Origin of the sequence: Devosia equisanguinis (genome assembly GCF_900631955.1) — a bacterium.
Taxonomy (GTDB): domain Bacteria; phylum Pseudomonadota; class Alphaproteobacteria; order Rhizobiales; family Devosiaceae; genus Devosia; species Devosia equisanguinis.
The window spans coordinates 158,120-173,863 of sequence record NZ_UZWD01000004.1; the positions used below are offsets into that span (position 1 = coordinate 158,120).

Consider the following 15,744-nt stretch of genomic DNA (forward strand, 5'->3'; position numbering starts at 1 on the left):
CGTTTCGCCAGACGGAATAGTTTGGGACGTGCTCCGCCGAGTTGACACCGCCATTGCCATGATCTCCAATCGCCAAGAAGAGAACGAGGGCGGCCATGGCGAAGGGTTCGGACCAGTATTCGGTTTTGCCGGTGGCAAAGGCGATGCAGGTCTTCGCCTATGTCGCAAGCCAGCCCCATGCGGCAACGCTGGCCGAGGTGGCGCAGGCGCTCGCTTTGCCCAAGACCACGGTGTTCCGCTATCTGCATACGCTGTCGGCATCGGGCATGCTGGCGCATGACATCGAGCGGGATCGCTATGGGGTCGGCCAGCAGTTTCGCAGGCTGGCGCAGAAGGATGCGGTCTATCACAGCATCCGCAGCTCGGCCGAAGCCGAACTGGATCAGCTCGTCGACGGCTTTCGCCAGACCGTCAACCTGGGCGTGCTGGCCGACGATGAAGTGGTCTATGTCGATATTCGCGAGGCAACGCGCTCGCAGCGGTTCCAGGCGCGGATCGGCCATCGCCATCCGGTGCATTCGACATCGCTGGGTAAGGCTATCGCAGCCTTTCTGCCGGAGGAAACGGTCGAACGGCTTATTCGCCCCGAATTCGAACAGCGCACGTTCCGGACGCTGACCGATCCGCGGACATTTCGGCGGCAGGTGGTGGAGACGCGCCGGCGCGGCTTTGCCGTGGAGACGGGCGAGAACGAGGACGGGGTCACCTGCATCGGCGTGCCCATCCTCGACGAGCACGGTTTCGCCATTGCGGCCATGAGCCTGTCGGCGCCGGAGAGCCGCATGCGGGTGCTGGCCGACCGGGCCGCCGAAGCGCTGCAGGATGCGGCGCGCCGGATTACCCAAGCACTGCCGCCGACCACGCCAACAGGTTTGAGCTAGTCCTCAGCCGATCCGTTCTGCCTGCTGGCGGGTGGCCCTGGCATAGGCGACGCAGTCGAGCTCGAATTTCAGCTTGGTGCCGAGCACGCCGACAATCGTGCTGCGGCTGGGACGGGGCTCGCTGAAATATTCGGGGTAGATCTGGTTGTAGAGGGCGAGGTCGGCTTCGTCGGCGACGTAGGATTTGACGTTGACCACGTGGTCGAGGCTGAGGCCGCCGGCTTTGAGGATGGAGCGCAGGTTCTCGATGGAACGGCGCATTTCGCCTTCAAAGGTGTCGGTGATGATGGCGCCGCTGGCGCTGTCGACCGAGGCCTGGCCGGAGACAAACATCAGGTCACCGGCGATGAAGGCGGGGCTGAACGGCAGGTGCGAGCGCGCACCGCTATCGACGAGCTTGAGCATGAAAAGGTCCTGATCAGTAGACGAAATGGGCCGGGAAGGTGTGAACGCCGCCTGCGCCGGGGCGATCATCGAGGTTCTGATAGATGGTCGGCAGCACGGTCTTGAGCCATGCGCCGCTTTCGACGACGAAGCCGGGACGGTGGGAATCGAGGCCATAGGGGTAGATGCGCACGGGCTTGGAGAGTGCTTCGGCCAAGCGGGCATGCCAGCGGTGGTGCATGTAGCCGCAGATGAGGTCCGGCTGGAATTCGGCGATGGTGGCCTCGAGCGGCGCGATATCGGCTGTCGGGTCTTCCTGGTTCACTTCGGTGACGCGCAGGATCTGGACCGCCTCGCTGGCGGCGCAGGCAGCCTTGAATTTCTTGAGGCGCGTGGCCTGTTCGAGCGAGAGGTGCACCGTATCGAGATAGAGCACCCGATTGGGCCTGTTGCCGAGCCGGTCGAACATTTCCTTGAAGGCCGGGCCATAATCGAGGCCATAGCTGTGAACGCCGGGCAGGTCGAGCGTGGCGTCAAGGACGCTGATCTGGCTCGTGGTCTGGCCGAGGGAGGAAATGTCGGTTTCGTCGGTGATGCCGGCAAGCACTACCATGTCGAGGCGATCCCAGAAGGTCACAGGCATTTTCTCGTGGGTAAAACTGCCCATGACGAATTCATGGCCATCCGAGACAATGCCGCGTTCGAGCGCGATGACGAGGCGGGTATAGAACTCGTTGTTGAAGATGCCGCCGCCGACGATGTTGCGATTGTAGAAGAAGCCGACGCGGTGATGGGCTTCGGCCCAAGGCGCCTTTTCGAGGAAGGAGCCGCGCCCGACCTGGCGGCGAATGACCCCTTCGGCTTCCAGATCCTTGAGCGTCTTGATGACGGTGATCAGGGAGAAATCGCAGAATTTGGTGATCTCGTTCTGCGACTCGATCTTGTCACCCGCCTTGAGACCCGCGGTTTTCCAACGGCGGAACAAGAGGTCCCGCAACTGCAGGTGGCGGGGTGTCAGTTCAACATTCACGGCTCGGCACCCCAGGACAGTTGGTTGGCAAGAATCCCGCCATCGATGAACAACATCTGTCCTGTAATATAACGCGCCTCATCGGAAGCAAGAAAGACCGCGGCTCCACCGATATCTTCGGGCTCGGCAATGCGGCCAAGTGGAATCTGTCGGGCAAGGGATTTTCTCAAATCCTCGGAGCCGAGGGCAGCGGCGGTGAGAGGTGTGCGCACCAGGCCGGGGCCGAGACCGTTGACGCGGATGCCGCGGCTGGCGAGGGTCACCGCGAGGGACTTTACCAGCATGAGGACAGCGCCTTTGGAGGTGTCATAGGCGACGCTGTCGCGTTCGGCGGCCATGGAATTGGTGGAGCCGACGCAAATGATGCTGGCGCCGGCCTGACCCTCTGCCACGCGATTGGCGAAGGCCTGGCTCGCGAAGAGATAGGCGCGCACATTGAGCGCGAAGGTGCGCTCGAAAATGTCTTCGGTGAGCTGGCCAAAAGGGGCGTCGAGGAAAGTGCCGGCATTGTTGACCAGTGTGTCGAGCCTGCCCCAGTGTGCGTAGGCCTCGTCCACCAGCCGTTCGGCTGCGCCGGGCCCTGCCAGATCGGTTTGCACGAAGTGCACATCGGTGAGGGCGGAAAGTTCGCCGATGGCAAGCTCCGCATGGTCGTCTCGGATATGCGAATTGAGGATCACGCGATAGTCGTCAGCGGCAAAAGCCCTGGCAATTCCGAGGCCTATCCCATGCGTGGAGCCGGTAATGCAGACGGTGCGGCGATCCATATTTACACCCGAAACGAAGTGAGTTAACTCATTAGCATAATAACATGGTAATAGAGGTTACCCAATGGGTGTCAAGCAGAAGTGGGCAGGCGGTCTCGTCGTGACGCCGGCGGGGATTCTGCGCCATGACCTGCTGGTGGAAGATGGCCGGATTGTTGGGCTGGTCGCACCGGAAATGGCGACCGGGGCAGACTGGCAGGTGCATGATGCGAGCGGGAAGCTGCTGTTTCCAGGCATGATCGACCTGCTGCAGCATGGCTTCGACATCAACCTTTATGCCGATGCGACGCCGGATGGGGTGGCAGATTCTGCGGCCAAGCTGCCGGCGCGCGGGGTAACGGCGTTCTTGCCCTCGATCGGTTGCCAGCCGCCCGGTGAATTCTCTTCGGTGCTGTCGCGGTTGTCCGAGGCTTGTGGCCGTGCCGAGGGGGCGCGGGCGCTCGGTATTCACAGCGAAGGGCCATGTTTCAATTCGCCGGGCGCGCATAATCCGCAGAACCTTCAGCTGCCGTCGGTCGAACTGGCGGAGATGATGCTCGACAAGGCCGAAGGGCGGCTGGCGGCGGTGACCATTGCGCCGGAATTACCGGGCGCGGAGCCGTTCATCCGCCGGATGAAGGCAGCGGGGGTATCGATCCATTTCGGTCATAGCCAGGCGGCGCCCGACGATGTCTCGCGCTATGTGAGCTGGGGCATCGATGCGGTGACGCATATGTATGACGTGATGCGAACCATGCCGCCGGACAATTCGGGGGTGCATGTATTTTCGCTGCCCGATGCACTGCTGGCCGAGCGCCACCTGGCGCTGGGCGTCGTGGCGGATGGCATTCATGCCCATCCCAAACTCCTGCGTATCCTGGCGCAATTGCCGGTGGATCGGGTGTTTCTCGAAACGGACTCGATGAAATATGCGGGCCTGCCGGGAACGGAATTCGAGTTCTATCCCGGCTATTTCGTGACCAGCGCGCCCGGCCAGGCGGTACGCGATCGCAATGGGGGGCTGTGCGGCTCGTCTTTGACCTCGGACGAGGCCATGCGAAACTATGTGTCGATGGCCGGCGCCGACCTGGTGCAGGCGGCGCATGCGGCGAGCCTGGTGCCGGCGCGGGTTATCGGGCGAGAGGCAGATATGGGCAGTATCGAAGCCGGCAAACTGGCTGATTTCGTGCTGCTCGATGCGGCGGATCTATCGGTTGTGGAGACCATTGTCGGTGGCAAATCCTATTTTAGGCGCGACCATGCAAAAGCAGCCTGAAACACCCCTGCGCTATCAGGAAGAGGGCAATGTTCACCTCGATTTCCATGGGGCGGTGAACACGACCATCGACTTTATCGTCGAGCGCTATGGCGTCGAGGTGCTGCACGAGATTTTTGCCAAGGTGGGCAAGGATGTCTATGTCGACCTGCGGCGGCATATGCTGGACGGCCATCCCGAGGAGATGGTGCGGCACTGGCGGTATTTCTTTACCCGCGAAAATGCCGACTATGACATTGCGGTCAGCGAGGACGAGATTGTGCTCACCGTGCGCCGCTGCACGGCCTGGCACCATGTCGCAAAGATCTCTCCATCGGTTTCGGTGCATTTCTGCGATCAGACGACCAAGGTGAACGAGGCGATCGCCGAGGGCACGCCCTATCGGATTGATACCGAGATTACCGGGCCGGGGGCGTGCCGGCAGATCATCCGGAGGCGCGCATGATCCCGAGCGACCATTTCACCCGCTTCTACAACGAGGTGTTCAAATTCCTCGAGAGCAAGGGGCAGGAAGATCTCGACCTCTACTGGCTCGAAATCAGCAAGAACCAGGAAAAACACATTCTCGAGCTGATCCAGACCAAGGGTCTGCAGGGCATGTATGAATACTGGTCGGTGATCGAGGAAGAGGAAAATTGCGAGCTCGACCTGATGGTCGATGACGAGCATCTCGAACTGCACATGCATGGTTGTCCGAGCCTGGCCAAGGTGATGGACAATGATGCTGCGCCAATGACACGCTATTGCGACCATTGCGCTGGCTGGATCGGTCCGATCATGGACAAGACTGGCTATCACCTCGTCTATGACGTGATCAGCCGCACCGAGCCCCGTTGCGTCATGCGCATCTTCAAGGATGCGGACAAGGCGAAAGAGGCGGAGAAGTCCGTGCAGCTTTTGATGGGCTGGCCGGGCAAGAAGGACTGAACTCAGTCCTGTGCCGGCCGTAGGACGTGGCGTGCTGCCACGGCGAGCAGCACCATGAGGGCCGGGTGGGCCTCGGTGATGTCTCGGGTGCCATCTATGAGTTCGACGACGGGCCATGCGTCGCCATGAGGCGATGCGGCGATGAGTGGGCGCAGGGCATGCAGGGCGGCGAAGCTTTCGGCCGTCGGGCCGGTGCCGAGACCGGCGGCGGACTGGACCAGCGCAGCCCGGATGCTTTCCGTGCGCTTGTCCCTGGCGTCGAGCGCCTTGGCGAGGCGGCTCAGCAGAGCTGGCAGGCAGTAGCCAGGCATGCGCTGTTCGCGCCGCCAGTTGCGGGCGAACTGCTCTTCGATACCGAGGATTTTGGAGATGGCCAGCAGCACGACCTTGCTGCGGGGTTCGCTGATTGGGTTGTCGTCCCGGGCCTGGTCGACATAGATGGCGACGAGAGCGGGCACGCTTTGCCGGTCGCCGAACTTGCCTAGGGCAGACGCGGCGGCGAGGCGGCAATCGATATCGGCGTCTTCGAGGAGCATTTTTCGGATCGCCGGCAGGTAGTCTTCTGCCCGAATGTCGCCCAGCGAACGGGCAGCGCGCGAGCGCAGCAGGCGATTGCCGTCATCGAGGAAGCGGGCGATTTTTCCGGCACTGGCGCGCGAGCGGAGCTGGCCGAGGGAGTCGAGCGCGGCATATTGCAGTTCGATCAGGCCGTCATAGGTGAGAATGCCCTCAAGCGCCTGGATGGCCTTGGGCGTGGGCGGCAGGCGGCCGAGCGCGCGGATGGCCTCGTGGCGCACGTCGAAGCTGGGATCGGACAGGGCGGAGATCAGTTCGTCCTTGGCCAGGGTGCTGCCGGAGCCGCCAAAGCTATAGGCGAGATCGCGGCGGCGCTGCTCGGAGGTGAAGCTGGAAAAGCGCTGGATGCCCCAGAGGGCGCGCAGGGGATTGCCGGTCGAAAATTGTCCAAGGAAATCCCGGACGCCGGTGGCGCCTTCCTCCTTGAGGAGAGCGAACACCGCGGCGGAGCTGGCGGTCACCAAGGCAGCGACGAGGAAGAGCGCTTCGTAGCCGCCGATATCGGCGGGGCCGATGCTTGTGCCATTGTGCTCAAAATATTGCACCAGAATGCCGGCGAGCACGGTGAGGCCGCCGCCAAAGATGCCGTCGCTGGAATAGGCGAGCGCCATATAGCTCTCGCGCTCGGTGGGCGGCACATAATTGAGCATATAGACGCTCCCGCCCACCATGGCGCCCTGCACGAGGAAGCCGAACAGGAAGAAGACGAGGCCAGCGAGCAGTTCGACGCCGGGAATGCCATCGTGGAGGAAGGGGAGGGCAAGCAGCATGACGACCTGCAGGGTCTGCAGGGTGATGCGGATGGCCCGGGTGCCGTGGCGGTCGATAAACCAGCCGGCGGCATAGCTGCCAGCGGCCGAGCCGACGGGGATGAGCGCTGCCATGAGCACGATCTGGCCGCTCGATATGCCCAGGCGCTCACGGAAAAAGAGCAGCAGGAAGATGTTGAGCGCCGAAAAGACGAGATATTGGCTGCCGGAGGAATAGAGGAAGGCGAGGAAATTGCGATCGCGCAACGGTACGCGGAGCTGACGGAATCCTTCGAGACTGCTGCCCGCTGACTTGCGCGGGCCGCCGCCTCCGAGCCCGAAGAGGAAGAGGCCGCCAGCAATGCCGATGACAATGCCTATGGCAAAGACGGGATAGAAGCGCTCGATGCCATCCCGCCCGTCGAGCCAGAGCTGGATGAGGAAGGAGCCAATCAGCGCCGTGGGCAGATAGGCCAGTGCGTTCTTGCCGCTGACCTGACCGCGCACAAGGCGGGGGATGATCTCCTGCGACCAGGGGACCACGGCGGCCTCGGACAGGGTGCGGCAGATGGCGAAGCAAATGATGGCACCGAAGATCAGCGCGAACGCGACGTTGGGCGTGGCGATGAAGAGAGGTGCAATGAAAAGCGGCAGCAGGAAGAGATAGCGGGCAATGAGCGCAAGGGCGGCAACACGCTTGGTGCCAAAATGCAGGATGACCGGCAAGGCGGCGATGCCGAGGACCTGAAAGAAAGGCAGGATGCCGCCGATAAGGCCGATGCGATCCTTGTCGATGCCCAGTTCTGCCGAAAACAGCACTAGCGGCGCGCCGACGGTGCAGAGCACCGCAGTGCCTGTGAGTACCGAATAGCCGTAGTAGAACGGCATTTTTCTCAGCTTGGCATAGTCGGTCAGTTCTGGTGTCGTCGACACGATTGCCTCACAGCCGGATGCGGAAAGTTTTGATGACGTGCTGGCCGTGTTCGACCTGCCAGCAGCAGGCGAGGTATTCGTCACGGCCCAGCGCCAGCAGGCTCGGTTGGCCGAAGCGCAGGTTGGCGAAAGGGTCGGCCTCCCCCGTTCCTTGTCCCAGTCTCTCGTCGGCGAAAAGCGCAAGCGTGTCCAGTACTTCCAGGCGATCATGGTGGAGGCGGGAGCGGCAGATATTGAGGCCGACGGGCGACTCGCGGTGGGCGTGAATGCTGAACATTTCGCTGTCGCCGAGGGCGAGGCCGTTGGAGGCCTGGGCATGGATGCCGGTGTCGAGGGTGCGGAAGGTGTCGCCGCCATCCTCCGAGAGCGCGAGGCGATTTGTCAGGTTGTGGCCAGCGGCGATGTCAAAGGCCCAGAAGAGGACGCCGATACGCTCGCCGCCGAAATCGATCAGGCGACTTTCCCAAGGGGCGATGATGCTGGGTTCGGCGCGGAAGAAAATGGATTTCTTCTGCCAGGTTTTGCCATTGTCGACGCTGGAGATCAGCCAGCCTTCGTGATTGTCGGGGCCGAGATGGAATGGGGCGCCCGAGCCAAGCAATTCGCCGGAGGCGCGTTGAACGATGGGGCCTGAGAGTTCGAGGCCGGCATCTTCGACGATGAAGCGCTCCGGCGCGGTCCACGTGTGGCCGCCGTCGTGAGAGCGGGACAGCTTGTTGTGAAGGGGCAGGAGTTCGTTGGTCTTGGGATCGACAATGGGTGTCAGCGACGTGGGGCGGAGGAAGACATAACCGGTGGCAAGCAGGGTGCCGTCCGCGAGGGCGACCGGCTTGAAGGTTTCGGATTCTTCGGGGGTGAAGGCGCGGGTGTGAAGCGGGCTGGGCGCGCTCCAGGTCCGGCCATTGTCGGTGCTCCTGCTGACATGCGCGCGCATGTCGGCAGCGTCGAAGGCCTGGCCGATGGAGAAGAGCGCGACGATATCGCCACTGGCAAGGCGAGCAAGGCCTGGGAAGGCGGCCTGGCGGCTGACGAGAAGCGGGTCGGGGTTGGCATAGAGTATGCCCGTCTCAAGGAACTGCATTGGGGCTCTCAGGCAAAGGGATTGGAGCGGTGGCGGAATTCGCCGGGGGTGCAGCCACGGCTGCGGTGAAAGGCAGCGATGAAGGTTTCTGCGTGGCCATAGCCGACGAGGCGGGCGATCTCGCCCAGCGTGTAGCGGGTGGTTGAAAGCAGGTCTTCGGCGCGGCGTAGGCGCATTTCGCGCAGGTGGCTGCCGGCAGAGGTGTGGTATTGGCGGCGATGTCGGGCGCGCAGAGCGCTTTCATGGACGCCCATTACCGCGGCGACGTCGCTGAGGGTGCGCATCTTGTGTAGTGACTTTGTTGCCTGCCCCCAGGCCATGTCGAGGCCGTCATCGCTGGGTGCAGGCTCGTTGTACGTGGCGGCTGGGTGATCGAAACAATCGAGTATCGCGAGGAGGAGCCGATGGCGGCGTTGCAGGTCCACCGTCGTGGTCGTGTTGGCGAGATCGAGGCTCAGGCGCAGCATGGATTGGACGTGCATGGCTTCGCCGGGGCGGGGCAGGAGATAGCCGGGATCGCTGGTTTGCGCGCTGGCCATGGTGAAGTGGCAGATCGAGGCGGTTGCGAAGCCGCCTATGGTGGTGCCGGAGAAAGGTGTGTTCGGCAGGATCAGTATTCCGCCGGGGGCGCTGAGCGTAACGCTGTCGTCGCCATTGACGCTGAGGCGGACGCTGCCTTCGTGAATCCACAGAAGGTCATGAAACTCCCACTGCGCCGGGCCGATGGGCATACGGCGGTCGAAGCGACCGAGACGGTGCTCGCGCAGAATGATGCCAGCTGGGTCCAGGCTTTGTGTCATGTCGGCACAGCAGCATGAAGTGGCGGACGCTGCCACTGCCGTGTGGTGTGCGCAATCGGATTTCCTAATCGCCTGCCGTACTGCTCAACAGACGGATGGCAAAGCTTGGGCTCTGATGGTGGCAGAGGGAACCCACAAGGAGACAGCCGATGTCCGCTGTAATGCAGGACCCGCTCATCAGCCTCAAGAGCGATTTCGACCGGGATGGCTTCATCGCCATCAAGCCGCTTTTCGATGCCAGCAAGATGGCGGAGATCAATCGCGAGTTCGACCGCTATGTCGAAAGCTGCGTGCCCGGGATGAAAGACACCGAGGTGTTCTACGAAGAGAAGGGCGCCAAGGGCACGCTCAAGCAGATGCAGAACATGCAGCACTATGATGCGTATTTTCGCGACCTGCTCGAGACCGACACGATCCGAGATCTGGCCGAGACCATGCTGGGGGAAAAGGCCCGGGCGGTGAACCTTGAATATTTCAACAAGCCCGCTGGCATCGGCAAGCCGACCCCGCCGCATCAGGATGGGTACTACTTCCATTTCAACCCGCCGGCGGCCGTGACCGGCTGGCTCGCGCTGGAACGGGTCGACCCGGAGAATGGCTGCATCCACTATGTGCGCGGGTCGCACAAGATCGATGGCTACCGCCCGCACGGGCGATCGGAAATCCTTGGATTCTCCCAGGGCATTACCGATTTCGGCACGCCGGACGACACGGCCAATACGGTGGCTTTTCCGGGCGATGCGGGCACCTTCCTGATGCACCACTCCAAGACCATCCACTGGGCCGGGCCCAATACCTCGCCGACGCGGGCAAGGCGGGCGCTCGGCTTTGTCTATTTCGGCGAGAGCGCCAAGGTGGATGAAGCGGCGCGGGCGGCCTACCAGGCCAAGCTCCAGGCCGACCTGCGGGCCGCCGGCAAGATCTGAACGGCATCGGCGGAGCCTTGAAGGGCTCCGCCACCAATCTTGCCGATCTTGCGGGGCGCTGGTCATCGTCAGCTCAGGGAAATGACCTTGCCGCGGAGCTTGGTAAAGGGCAGGCGGCGCAGGTCGCTGGTGCAGAGGCCGGGGCTGTCGACATAAAAGCTGGCCCGCTGAATGGCGTCATAGGCGGCGCGATGGGATACGGCGGCCTTGATCACGATATAGGCGGCGTCTTCGGGGCGCAGTCCCTGCGAATGGTATTGGCCGAGATCCATGGGGGCGGTCTTGCGCTCCGAGAGCAGGATTTTCGCCTGGTCATTGGCGATGACGGCGCAGCGGCCCATGCGGATGGTTGTACCACCCATCGACGCCAGGTGCGATTTTGGGTTTTCGAGCTGGAAGACGCCGTCGCTGAGATGCTCGACGGTGCCGGTGAAAGCGATGGGCGCACCGTGGTGCTGGTCGGTCTTGCCGCCGATCATCAGGGACAGTGTGGCGCCCGTTCCGGCCGCAAAGCATGCCGCGACGGCTTCGCGATCGGCGAGCGCCGCGAGGATGTTCGTGCGGCCGGTGTCGAGAAGGGGACCGAGGAGGCCCGTCGCATCGCCCGGCGTGCCGCCCCCAATATTATCGGCGGGTTCGATGAGAAGGATCGGGCCATTGCCCGGTGGCAGCGCGTCGGCCTTTTTGAGGGCGGTGGCAAGATCGTCTTCGTGCGGATAACCGGCTTCGATATTGGCTTCAAGCACGCCGACCAATGCGTCGAGGTGTTTTTCGGCGTTGGCGAGCGGGCCCCTGGTAACGAGATTGAGGCTGAAGCCGCAATCGGGAATGTCGGAATAGGCATAGCCGGCCATGACGTTGATGGTGAGGATATTGGGATCGCTGGCTTCAATGGCGCGGGCAGCGGCGAGGACGCTCTTCATCGGCTCACTGGCGGAGCCGACGCCTACGGGTGAGATCACGTATTTGGTCGAACGGTGCAGCGCCCGGATGTTGGGTTCGCCGAAAGCGCGGTCCAGCAGTTCGGCGGCTGCTACGGAGGCTTCATAGGCGTCCGTATGCGGGTTTTCGCGATAGGCGCGAAGGACCGTCGCGTTTTCGACCATGACTTGCGAAATATTGCCGTGCAGGTCGAGAACGGCGCCGATCGGCAGGTCGCCGCGACCAGCGGCTTTCAGACGGTCGCGAATGGTCTTGATGACGAGGCCTTCAACGTCATCCGAGCCTTCGCTGACCATGGCGCCGTGCAGGACGAGGAAAATGCCGTCGATCTCGTGGATGTGCCGATCGAGCCCGGCGAGGAAATGCCTGAAGAACAGCTCCACCACATCGTCGGTCACCTTGCCGGCGGGCTGGGCGGCCAGCTGAATGGTAGGCAGAATGCGCCAACTCGCCTTTTCGGCATAGTCGATGAAGCCGGCGCTCGGAGAGCCATTGTCCCGGTTCTGGTCCAGGGCCGCCTGACCGATGCGGATGCCGCCATCCTCGAACTGGGCCATGCCGGTCTTGTCGGCGAGGAAAGTGTGGGTCTCGTGATAGAGGCCGCCGAAAAGGACGGTCTTGGACATGGGCCGAGCCTCAGAAAAAGGTCAGGACGCCGTCGATGACGGTATAATCGTCATCGACGATGGGCAGGAACCGCCATTTGTCGAAGGCGGTGCAGGGATGCGAGACGCCGGAGGCAACGAGATCGCCCACCTGCCAATCGGTGTCAGCGCCAAGGCGGACATAGGCGTGCTGGTCATTGGTGGCGAAGATTGTGGCCTCGCCGACGGGCAAGAAGCCGGTGCCGGGACGGTAGCGCTTGAACGGGACGGGAAGGCCGGCATCATAGGGCACGTCGCGCTTGCCCATGGAGAGGAATGCGAGGCCGGGTTCGGGCATGGACTGGACATAGGCCCAGGCTTCTAGCGCCGGCTGCAGATCGGATTTCCACGAGCGGCGCGGATCGGACCTGGCCTCGTCCTGGGCCTTCTTGTAGGCGCCGGAATCATTGGTGATGTAACAGCCCGAGCGCAGCAGCACGCGGACAGGTAGGGGCAGGTCGAGCGTCGAAAAGCGGTCGGCGACGATGTCGAAATAGGAGGAGCCGCCGCCCGAGAGGATGAATTCGTCGAGGCCGGCATAGAGGCTTTTCGGTAGGGCACGGGCGATGTCGACAATGGCTTGGGCGAAGGGTTCGATCAGCATCGGGTTCTTGTCGATGCCGGGGACGACGCCTTCGAAGGTGGCGATGCCGGCGAAGCGGACAAGGTTCTGGTCCGATGAAGCGAGTTTGTCCGCCAGAGACAGGGCCTCGGCCTCGGTGCGAAGACCGGTGCGGCCGCCCTTGGCGCCGATTTCCAAGAGGACCTTTATCGGCCGCTTCGGCGCCAGCACCTGGAGATGGACCAGCATGTTGTCGAGTTGGGCGGCGGAATCGAGGAAGCAGGAGAACTCGAATTCCGGGTCGGCATCGATCAAGGCGGCAATGCCTGCCAGATGCGCCTTGCCGATGAGCTGATTGCCCAGGATGATGCGCTTGACGCCATAGTGGTGCATGACCTGCACCTGCTGGACGGTCGCCGCTGTCATGCCCCAGGCGCCGCTCGTTAGTTGCTCGGCAAAGATTTGCGGGCTCATGGTGGTCTTGCCATGGGGCGCCAGGGACAGGTTGTGGCTCGTCAGATATTGCCCAAAGACGCTGGCATTGTGGTCGAGCGCGCTGCGTTTGAGCAGCATCAACGGCATGGGCAGGTCTTCGCGGAGGACATTCCAGCCTTTGCCGGCAATGTCCCTCAGTGCAAAGGGTTCGGCGGTGGCCGGGATGCCTTTGGTGCGGCCGTCGAGCAGGGTTTTCTGCAGCGCGTCGAGGAGCATGTTTCCGTCCTATATCGCGTCGAACGCAGAAAGGACATCGTCGGCATAGGTGGCGAGGGCCACCACGTCAGCGCCAACGCTGAGCAGGTTGTAGCCCATGGACACATAGTCCTTCACATTAGCCTTGCCGGCGACGGTGGCGGCGATCTTGCCGTGCTTGCGGGCGACTTCGGCGACGCGCTCGCGCACCTTGATGATCTCGGGCGCCTGGATCTGGCCCGGAATGCCGAGGCGGACGGAATAGTCGCCGGGGCCGAAGAAGAGGGCATCGACGCCGTCGATTTCGGCAATGGCTTCGATGTCCTCAAGCGCCTCGGGGTCTTCGATCTGGTGGCAGACAAAGCGTTCCTTGTTGGCGGTTTCGAGATAATCGAGGAAGCCGACGCGGGTGAACATGCCGTCATTGTTGCCACCATCGACGGCACGGCGGCCCAGCGGGGCGAACTTGGTCATGTCGCACACGGCGCGGGCATCGGCTGCGCCCATGACGTGCGGGACGATGAGCCCGGTGGCATCGGCTTCAAGGGGACGCACATAGTCCGAATAGCTGCCGCGGGCAACGCGCACGAGGCTGTCGACATCGTAGATCTTTGCCGCGCGGATCTGGTTTTCGATGGCTTCGAGACTGGCCGATGTGTGCTCCTGGCAGAGCCAAAGGGCATCGGGCTGGGCCTGGGCAAAAATCTCCGCAACCTTTGCGTCAAAGGTATTGAGCTTGAGCACCTTGGCGACACCGCCGGCGGCGATAGTGCGCAGGACGCGGCTCCTGCGCATGCGGTGCTGGGTGGCTGGGGTGGCGGAATAAAGCTGCTTTTCGGTCATGGCTGTTACTTTGCGGTATAGCCACCATCGACCGGGATATTGGTGCCGGTGATGTAGGCGGATGCATCGGAAGCGAGGAAGACGATGACACCCATGAGATCGGTGTCATTGGCCATGCGGCCGAGCTGGGTGCGATCGGAATAGTTCTGCACGAAGGGCGCGGGCTGGTTGGAGAAGAGCCCGCCGGGCGAGAGGCAGTTCACCCGGACATTGTCCTTGCCCAGAATGCTGGCGGCCCAGCGGGTGAAGTTGATCATGCCGCCCTTTTCGTAGAAATAGATGGGCGAGGGATTGGGGTTCATGTCGGTGCCGGCATAATTGCCCATTTCGACCCCAACCATGCCCATCATCGAGCCGATATTGATGATTGAGCCAGACTTGTTGGCGGCCATGGACTTGCCGAACAACGAGGTGATCTTGAAGAGCGCGGAGGCATTGACTCGAAGGCTCCGGTCATAGGCTTCGAGATCGTGGTCCCAGCCATCGGTGGCCGAGCGGGTGACGGCATTGTTGACCAGCACGTCGCAGCGCCCGCTGCGCTCGAAAATGGTCTTGTGCAGTGATTCGATAGAGGCGTCGGAGTCGAGGTCGAGCGAGAGGGCGGTGACGTCATTGCCGGCTGCGCGCTCTTCGGCGGCGACGGCTTCGAGCTTGGTCTGGTCGCGGGCGGCGAGATAGGTTGTGGCGCCGGCCCCCGCGAGCGCAGCGACGATCTGGCGGCCATAAAGGCCGGCGCCGCCGGTGCAGAGGGCGACCTTGCCCTTGAGCGAAAAACTATCGAGTACACCCACGGGTCAGGCTCCGAAGCTGGAAAGCAGGATTTCAGCACCGCCGGCCTCGCGGCTTTCGATGCCGGCGATGACCAGTTGCATCAATTCGCGCGTTTGGGCGAAAGGCACGGGCGGCACGCCGGTGCGCAGGAACCCGACATAGCTCTCGAGCTGGGTCTTGAAGGCGGTATAGGTGTCCTGACTGCGCAGGGTCACGCCGCCTTCGGTGCCGGCAAGGGTAATGAAACCAGAGCCGCCGATCTGGTCCGCCGTGACGGTGATGACGATGTCGATGCCCTTGGAGTGCTTCAGGTGCACGACATTGCGCTCATAGGTGCCGGTATTGCGGACGGAGACGAAGCCGGGGCCGGTGATCGGATAGATCGATTCCAGCGCGTGGATGCCATAGGTCTCCCATTTCTTGGCCATGGTGGCAAAGACGGTGCGCAGCGGGCCGAATTCGTGGGTGGCGCCGTGATAAGGCGCAAATTCCTTGGCAAAGCGCATGCCGGAGGACGAGATGATCGGCTTGCCTTCAGCGATCCAGGTCGAGAAGGTTTCGAGGTCAGCGCGGTTGTCGCAAAGCGGCTTGTCGACAAAGACGGGCAGCCCGGCTTCGACGAAGGGGCGGGCGCGCTCGACATGCTCAAAGCCCTTGTCGGTGGCGATGACGACGGCATCGACCTGGCCGATCACGTCTTCGGCACGGGTGACGACATTGGCGATCTTGGCGACCGCGGCCACTTGCGACGCTTCGGCAGGGTTGTCGGTCCAGACATGGGTGACTTCGACGCCGGGAATGCCCAGCGTCTCGGGCGGCTGCTTGCCGATATAGTTGATGATCGCAGGATAGGGGCAGGTCTTCAGCGCTTCGGCATCATAACGGCCGTTGATGATCATCGACCAGGAATAGGGATGGCCATTGCCTTCGACCATGCCGAGCATGGCGAGACGGATGGTGCGGTCGGCAAAGGGAAAGGTCAT

The 15,744-nt window shown here is 62.6% G+C and carries 16 protein-coding genes; 5 read left to right on the forward strand and 11 right to left on the reverse strand.

Annotation, left to right across the window (positions count from 1 at the left end; translation table 11 throughout):
• Positions 1-95 precede the first annotated feature (95 nt).
• Positions 96-881, forward strand: a complete 786-nt coding sequence (locus DEVEQU_RS00815) for an IclR family transcriptional regulator (RefSeq protein ID WP_126148658.1) — start codon at positions 96-98, stop codon at positions 879-881.
• Between the two features lie 3 nt (positions 882-884).
• On the opposite strand, the gene DEVEQU_RS00820 is transcribed toward DEVEQU_RS00815, so the two are convergent.
• From DEVEQU_RS00820 to DEVEQU_RS00830, 3 genes are read right to left on the reverse strand one after another with little or no spacing between them, the layout of a single operon-like run.
• The gene (locus DEVEQU_RS00820; RefSeq protein ID WP_126148659.1) at positions 885-1,286 is read right to left on the reverse strand and encodes a RidA family protein; all 402 of its coding nucleotides are present in this window, start codon (positions 1,284-1,286) and stop codon (positions 885-887) included.
• Positions 1,287-1,299: 13 nt separating this feature from the next.
• The gene (locus tag DEVEQU_RS00825; RefSeq protein ID WP_126148660.1) at positions 1,300-2,295 is read right to left on the reverse strand and encodes a GntR family transcriptional regulator; all 996 of its coding nucleotides are present in this window, start codon (positions 2,293-2,295) and stop codon (positions 1,300-1,302) included.
• Positions 2,292-3,062, reverse strand: a complete 771-nt coding sequence (locus DEVEQU_RS00830) for an SDR family NAD(P)-dependent oxidoreductase (protein ID WP_126148661.1) — start codon at positions 3,060-3,062, stop codon at positions 2,292-2,294. Before DEVEQU_RS00830 ends, DEVEQU_RS00825 begins: the two co-directional genes overlap by 4 nt.
• Positions 3,063-3,126: 64 nt before the next feature.
• Between DEVEQU_RS00830 and DEVEQU_RS00835 the strand changes: the two genes are divergently transcribed.
• The 3 genes from DEVEQU_RS00835 to DEVEQU_RS00845 are packed head-to-tail and all read left to right on the forward strand — an operon-like array spanning position 3,127 to position 5,244.
• On the forward strand, positions 3,127-4,317 hold the full coding sequence (locus DEVEQU_RS00835; protein ID WP_126148662.1) for an N-acetylglucosamine-6-phosphate deacetylase: 1,191 nt from the start codon (positions 3,127-3,129) through the stop codon (positions 4,315-4,317).
• Positions 4,301-4,762, forward strand: coding sequence for a hypothetical protein (locus tag DEVEQU_RS00840; RefSeq protein WP_126148663.1), 462 nt, complete (start codon positions 4,301-4,303; stop codon positions 4,760-4,762). The genes DEVEQU_RS00835 and DEVEQU_RS00840 overlap by 17 nt, the downstream gene beginning before the upstream one ends.
• Positions 4,759-5,244, forward strand: a complete 486-nt coding sequence (locus DEVEQU_RS00845) for a hypothetical protein (RefSeq protein WP_126148664.1) — start codon at positions 4,759-4,761, stop codon at positions 5,242-5,244. The genes DEVEQU_RS00840 and DEVEQU_RS00845 overlap by 4 nt, the downstream gene beginning before the upstream one ends.
• Before the next feature lie 2 nt (positions 5,245-5,246).
• On the opposite strand, the gene DEVEQU_RS00850 is transcribed toward DEVEQU_RS00845, so the two are convergent.
• Genes DEVEQU_RS00850 through DEVEQU_RS00855 form a run of 3 tightly spaced genes read right to left on the reverse strand, consistent with a single transcriptional unit; the run spans position 5,247 to position 9,383 of the window.
• Positions 5,247-7,502: an MFS transporter gene (locus DEVEQU_RS00850; RefSeq protein ID WP_164550189.1), complete on the reverse strand. Its 2,256-nt coding sequence runs from the start codon at positions 7,500-7,502 to the stop codon at positions 5,247-5,249.
• A gap of 7 nt (positions 7,503-7,509) precedes the next feature.
• Entirely contained in the window at positions 7,510-8,583 is a 1,074-nt protein-coding gene (locus tag DEVEQU_RS19800) for a sialidase family protein (RefSeq protein ID WP_164550190.1), read from the reverse strand.
• 8 nt (positions 8,584-8,591) lie between these two features.
• Positions 8,592-9,383, reverse strand: a complete 792-nt coding sequence (locus tag DEVEQU_RS00855) for a helix-turn-helix transcriptional regulator (RefSeq protein ID WP_126148666.1) — start codon at positions 9,381-9,383, stop codon at positions 8,592-8,594.
• 149 nt (positions 9,384-9,532) lie between these two features.
• On the opposite strand from DEVEQU_RS00855, the gene DEVEQU_RS00860 reads away from it, so the two are divergent.
• On the forward strand, positions 9,533-10,309 hold the full coding sequence (locus tag DEVEQU_RS00860) for a phytanoyl-CoA dioxygenase family protein (protein WP_206437757.1): 777 nt from the start codon (positions 9,533-9,535) through the stop codon (positions 10,307-10,309).
• Positions 10,310-10,377: 68 nt separating this feature from the next.
• Here DEVEQU_RS00860 and DEVEQU_RS00865 read toward each other — a convergent pair whose 3' ends face one another.
• The 5 genes from DEVEQU_RS00865 to DEVEQU_RS00885 are packed head-to-tail and all read right to left on the reverse strand — an operon-like array spanning position 10,378 to position 15,744.
• Positions 10,378-11,877, reverse strand: a complete 1,500-nt coding sequence (locus DEVEQU_RS00865) for a M81 family metallopeptidase (protein ID WP_126148667.1) — start codon at positions 11,875-11,877, stop codon at positions 10,378-10,380.
• A 10-nt stretch (positions 11,878-11,887) separates the two neighbouring features.
• Positions 11,888-13,168, reverse strand: coding sequence for an amino acid deaminase (locus DEVEQU_RS00870; protein ID WP_126148668.1), 1,281 nt, complete (start codon positions 13,166-13,168; stop codon positions 11,888-11,890).
• Between the two features lie 9 nt (positions 13,169-13,177).
• Positions 13,178-13,990: an HpcH/HpaI aldolase family protein gene (locus DEVEQU_RS00875; protein ID WP_126148669.1), complete on the reverse strand. Its 813-nt coding sequence runs from the start codon at positions 13,988-13,990 to the stop codon at positions 13,178-13,180.
• A gap of 5 nt (positions 13,991-13,995) precedes the next feature.
• Positions 13,996-14,781, reverse strand: a complete 786-nt coding sequence (locus tag DEVEQU_RS00880; protein ID WP_126148670.1) for an SDR family oxidoreductase — start codon at positions 14,779-14,781, stop codon at positions 13,996-13,998.
• A 3-nt stretch (positions 14,782-14,784) separates the two neighbouring features.
• Positions 14,785-15,744: a Gfo/Idh/MocA family oxidoreductase gene (locus DEVEQU_RS00885; RefSeq protein ID WP_206437758.1), complete on the reverse strand. Its 960-nt coding sequence runs from the start codon at positions 15,742-15,744 to the stop codon at positions 14,785-14,787.

Coding starts and splice junctions, on each gene's coding strand:
- DEVEQU_RS00870 (WP_126148668.1), bottom strand. CDS start 13,168: ATGCTCCTCGACGCGCTGCAGAAAACCCTGCTCGACGGCCGCACCAAA.
- DEVEQU_RS00835 (WP_126148662.1), top strand. CDS start 3,127: ATGGGTGTCAAGCAGAAGTGGGCAGGCGGTCTCGTCGTGACGCCGGCG.
- DEVEQU_RS00815 (WP_126148658.1), top strand. CDS start 96: ATGGCGAAGGGTTCGGACCAGTATTCGGTTTTGCCGGTGGCAAAGGCG.
- DEVEQU_RS00885 (WP_206437758.1), bottom strand. CDS start 15,744: ATGACCTTTCCCTTTGCCGACCGCACCATCCGTCTCGCCATGCTCGGC.
- DEVEQU_RS00840 (WP_126148663.1), top strand. CDS start 4,301: ATGCAAAAGCAGCCTGAAACACCCCTGCGCTATCAGGAAGAGGGCAAT.
- DEVEQU_RS00860 (WP_206437757.1), top strand. CDS start 9,533: ATGTCCGCTGTAATGCAGGACCCGCTCATCAGCCTCAAGAGCGATTTC.
- DEVEQU_RS00855 (WP_126148666.1), bottom strand. CDS start 9,383: ATGACACAAAGCCTGGACCCAGCTGGCATCATTCTGCGCGAGCACCGT.
- DEVEQU_RS00865 (WP_126148667.1), bottom strand. CDS start 11,877: ATGTCCAAGACCGTCCTTTTCGGCGGCCTCTATCACGAGACCCACACT.
- DEVEQU_RS00830 (WP_126148661.1), bottom strand. CDS start 3,062: ATGGATCGCCGCACCGTCTGCATTACCGGCTCCACGCATGGGATAGGC.
- DEVEQU_RS00820 (WP_126148659.1), bottom strand. CDS start 1,286: ATGCTCAAGCTCGTCGATAGCGGTGCGCGCTCGCACCTGCCGTTCAGC.
- DEVEQU_RS19800 (WP_164550190.1), bottom strand. CDS start 8,583: ATGCAGTTCCTTGAGACGGGCATACTCTATGCCAACCCCGACCCGCTT.
- DEVEQU_RS00875 (WP_126148669.1), bottom strand. CDS start 13,990: ATGACCGAAAAGCAGCTTTATTCCGCCACCCCAGCCACCCAGCACCGC.
- DEVEQU_RS00845 (WP_126148664.1), top strand. CDS start 4,759: ATGATCCCGAGCGACCATTTCACCCGCTTCTACAACGAGGTGTTCAAA.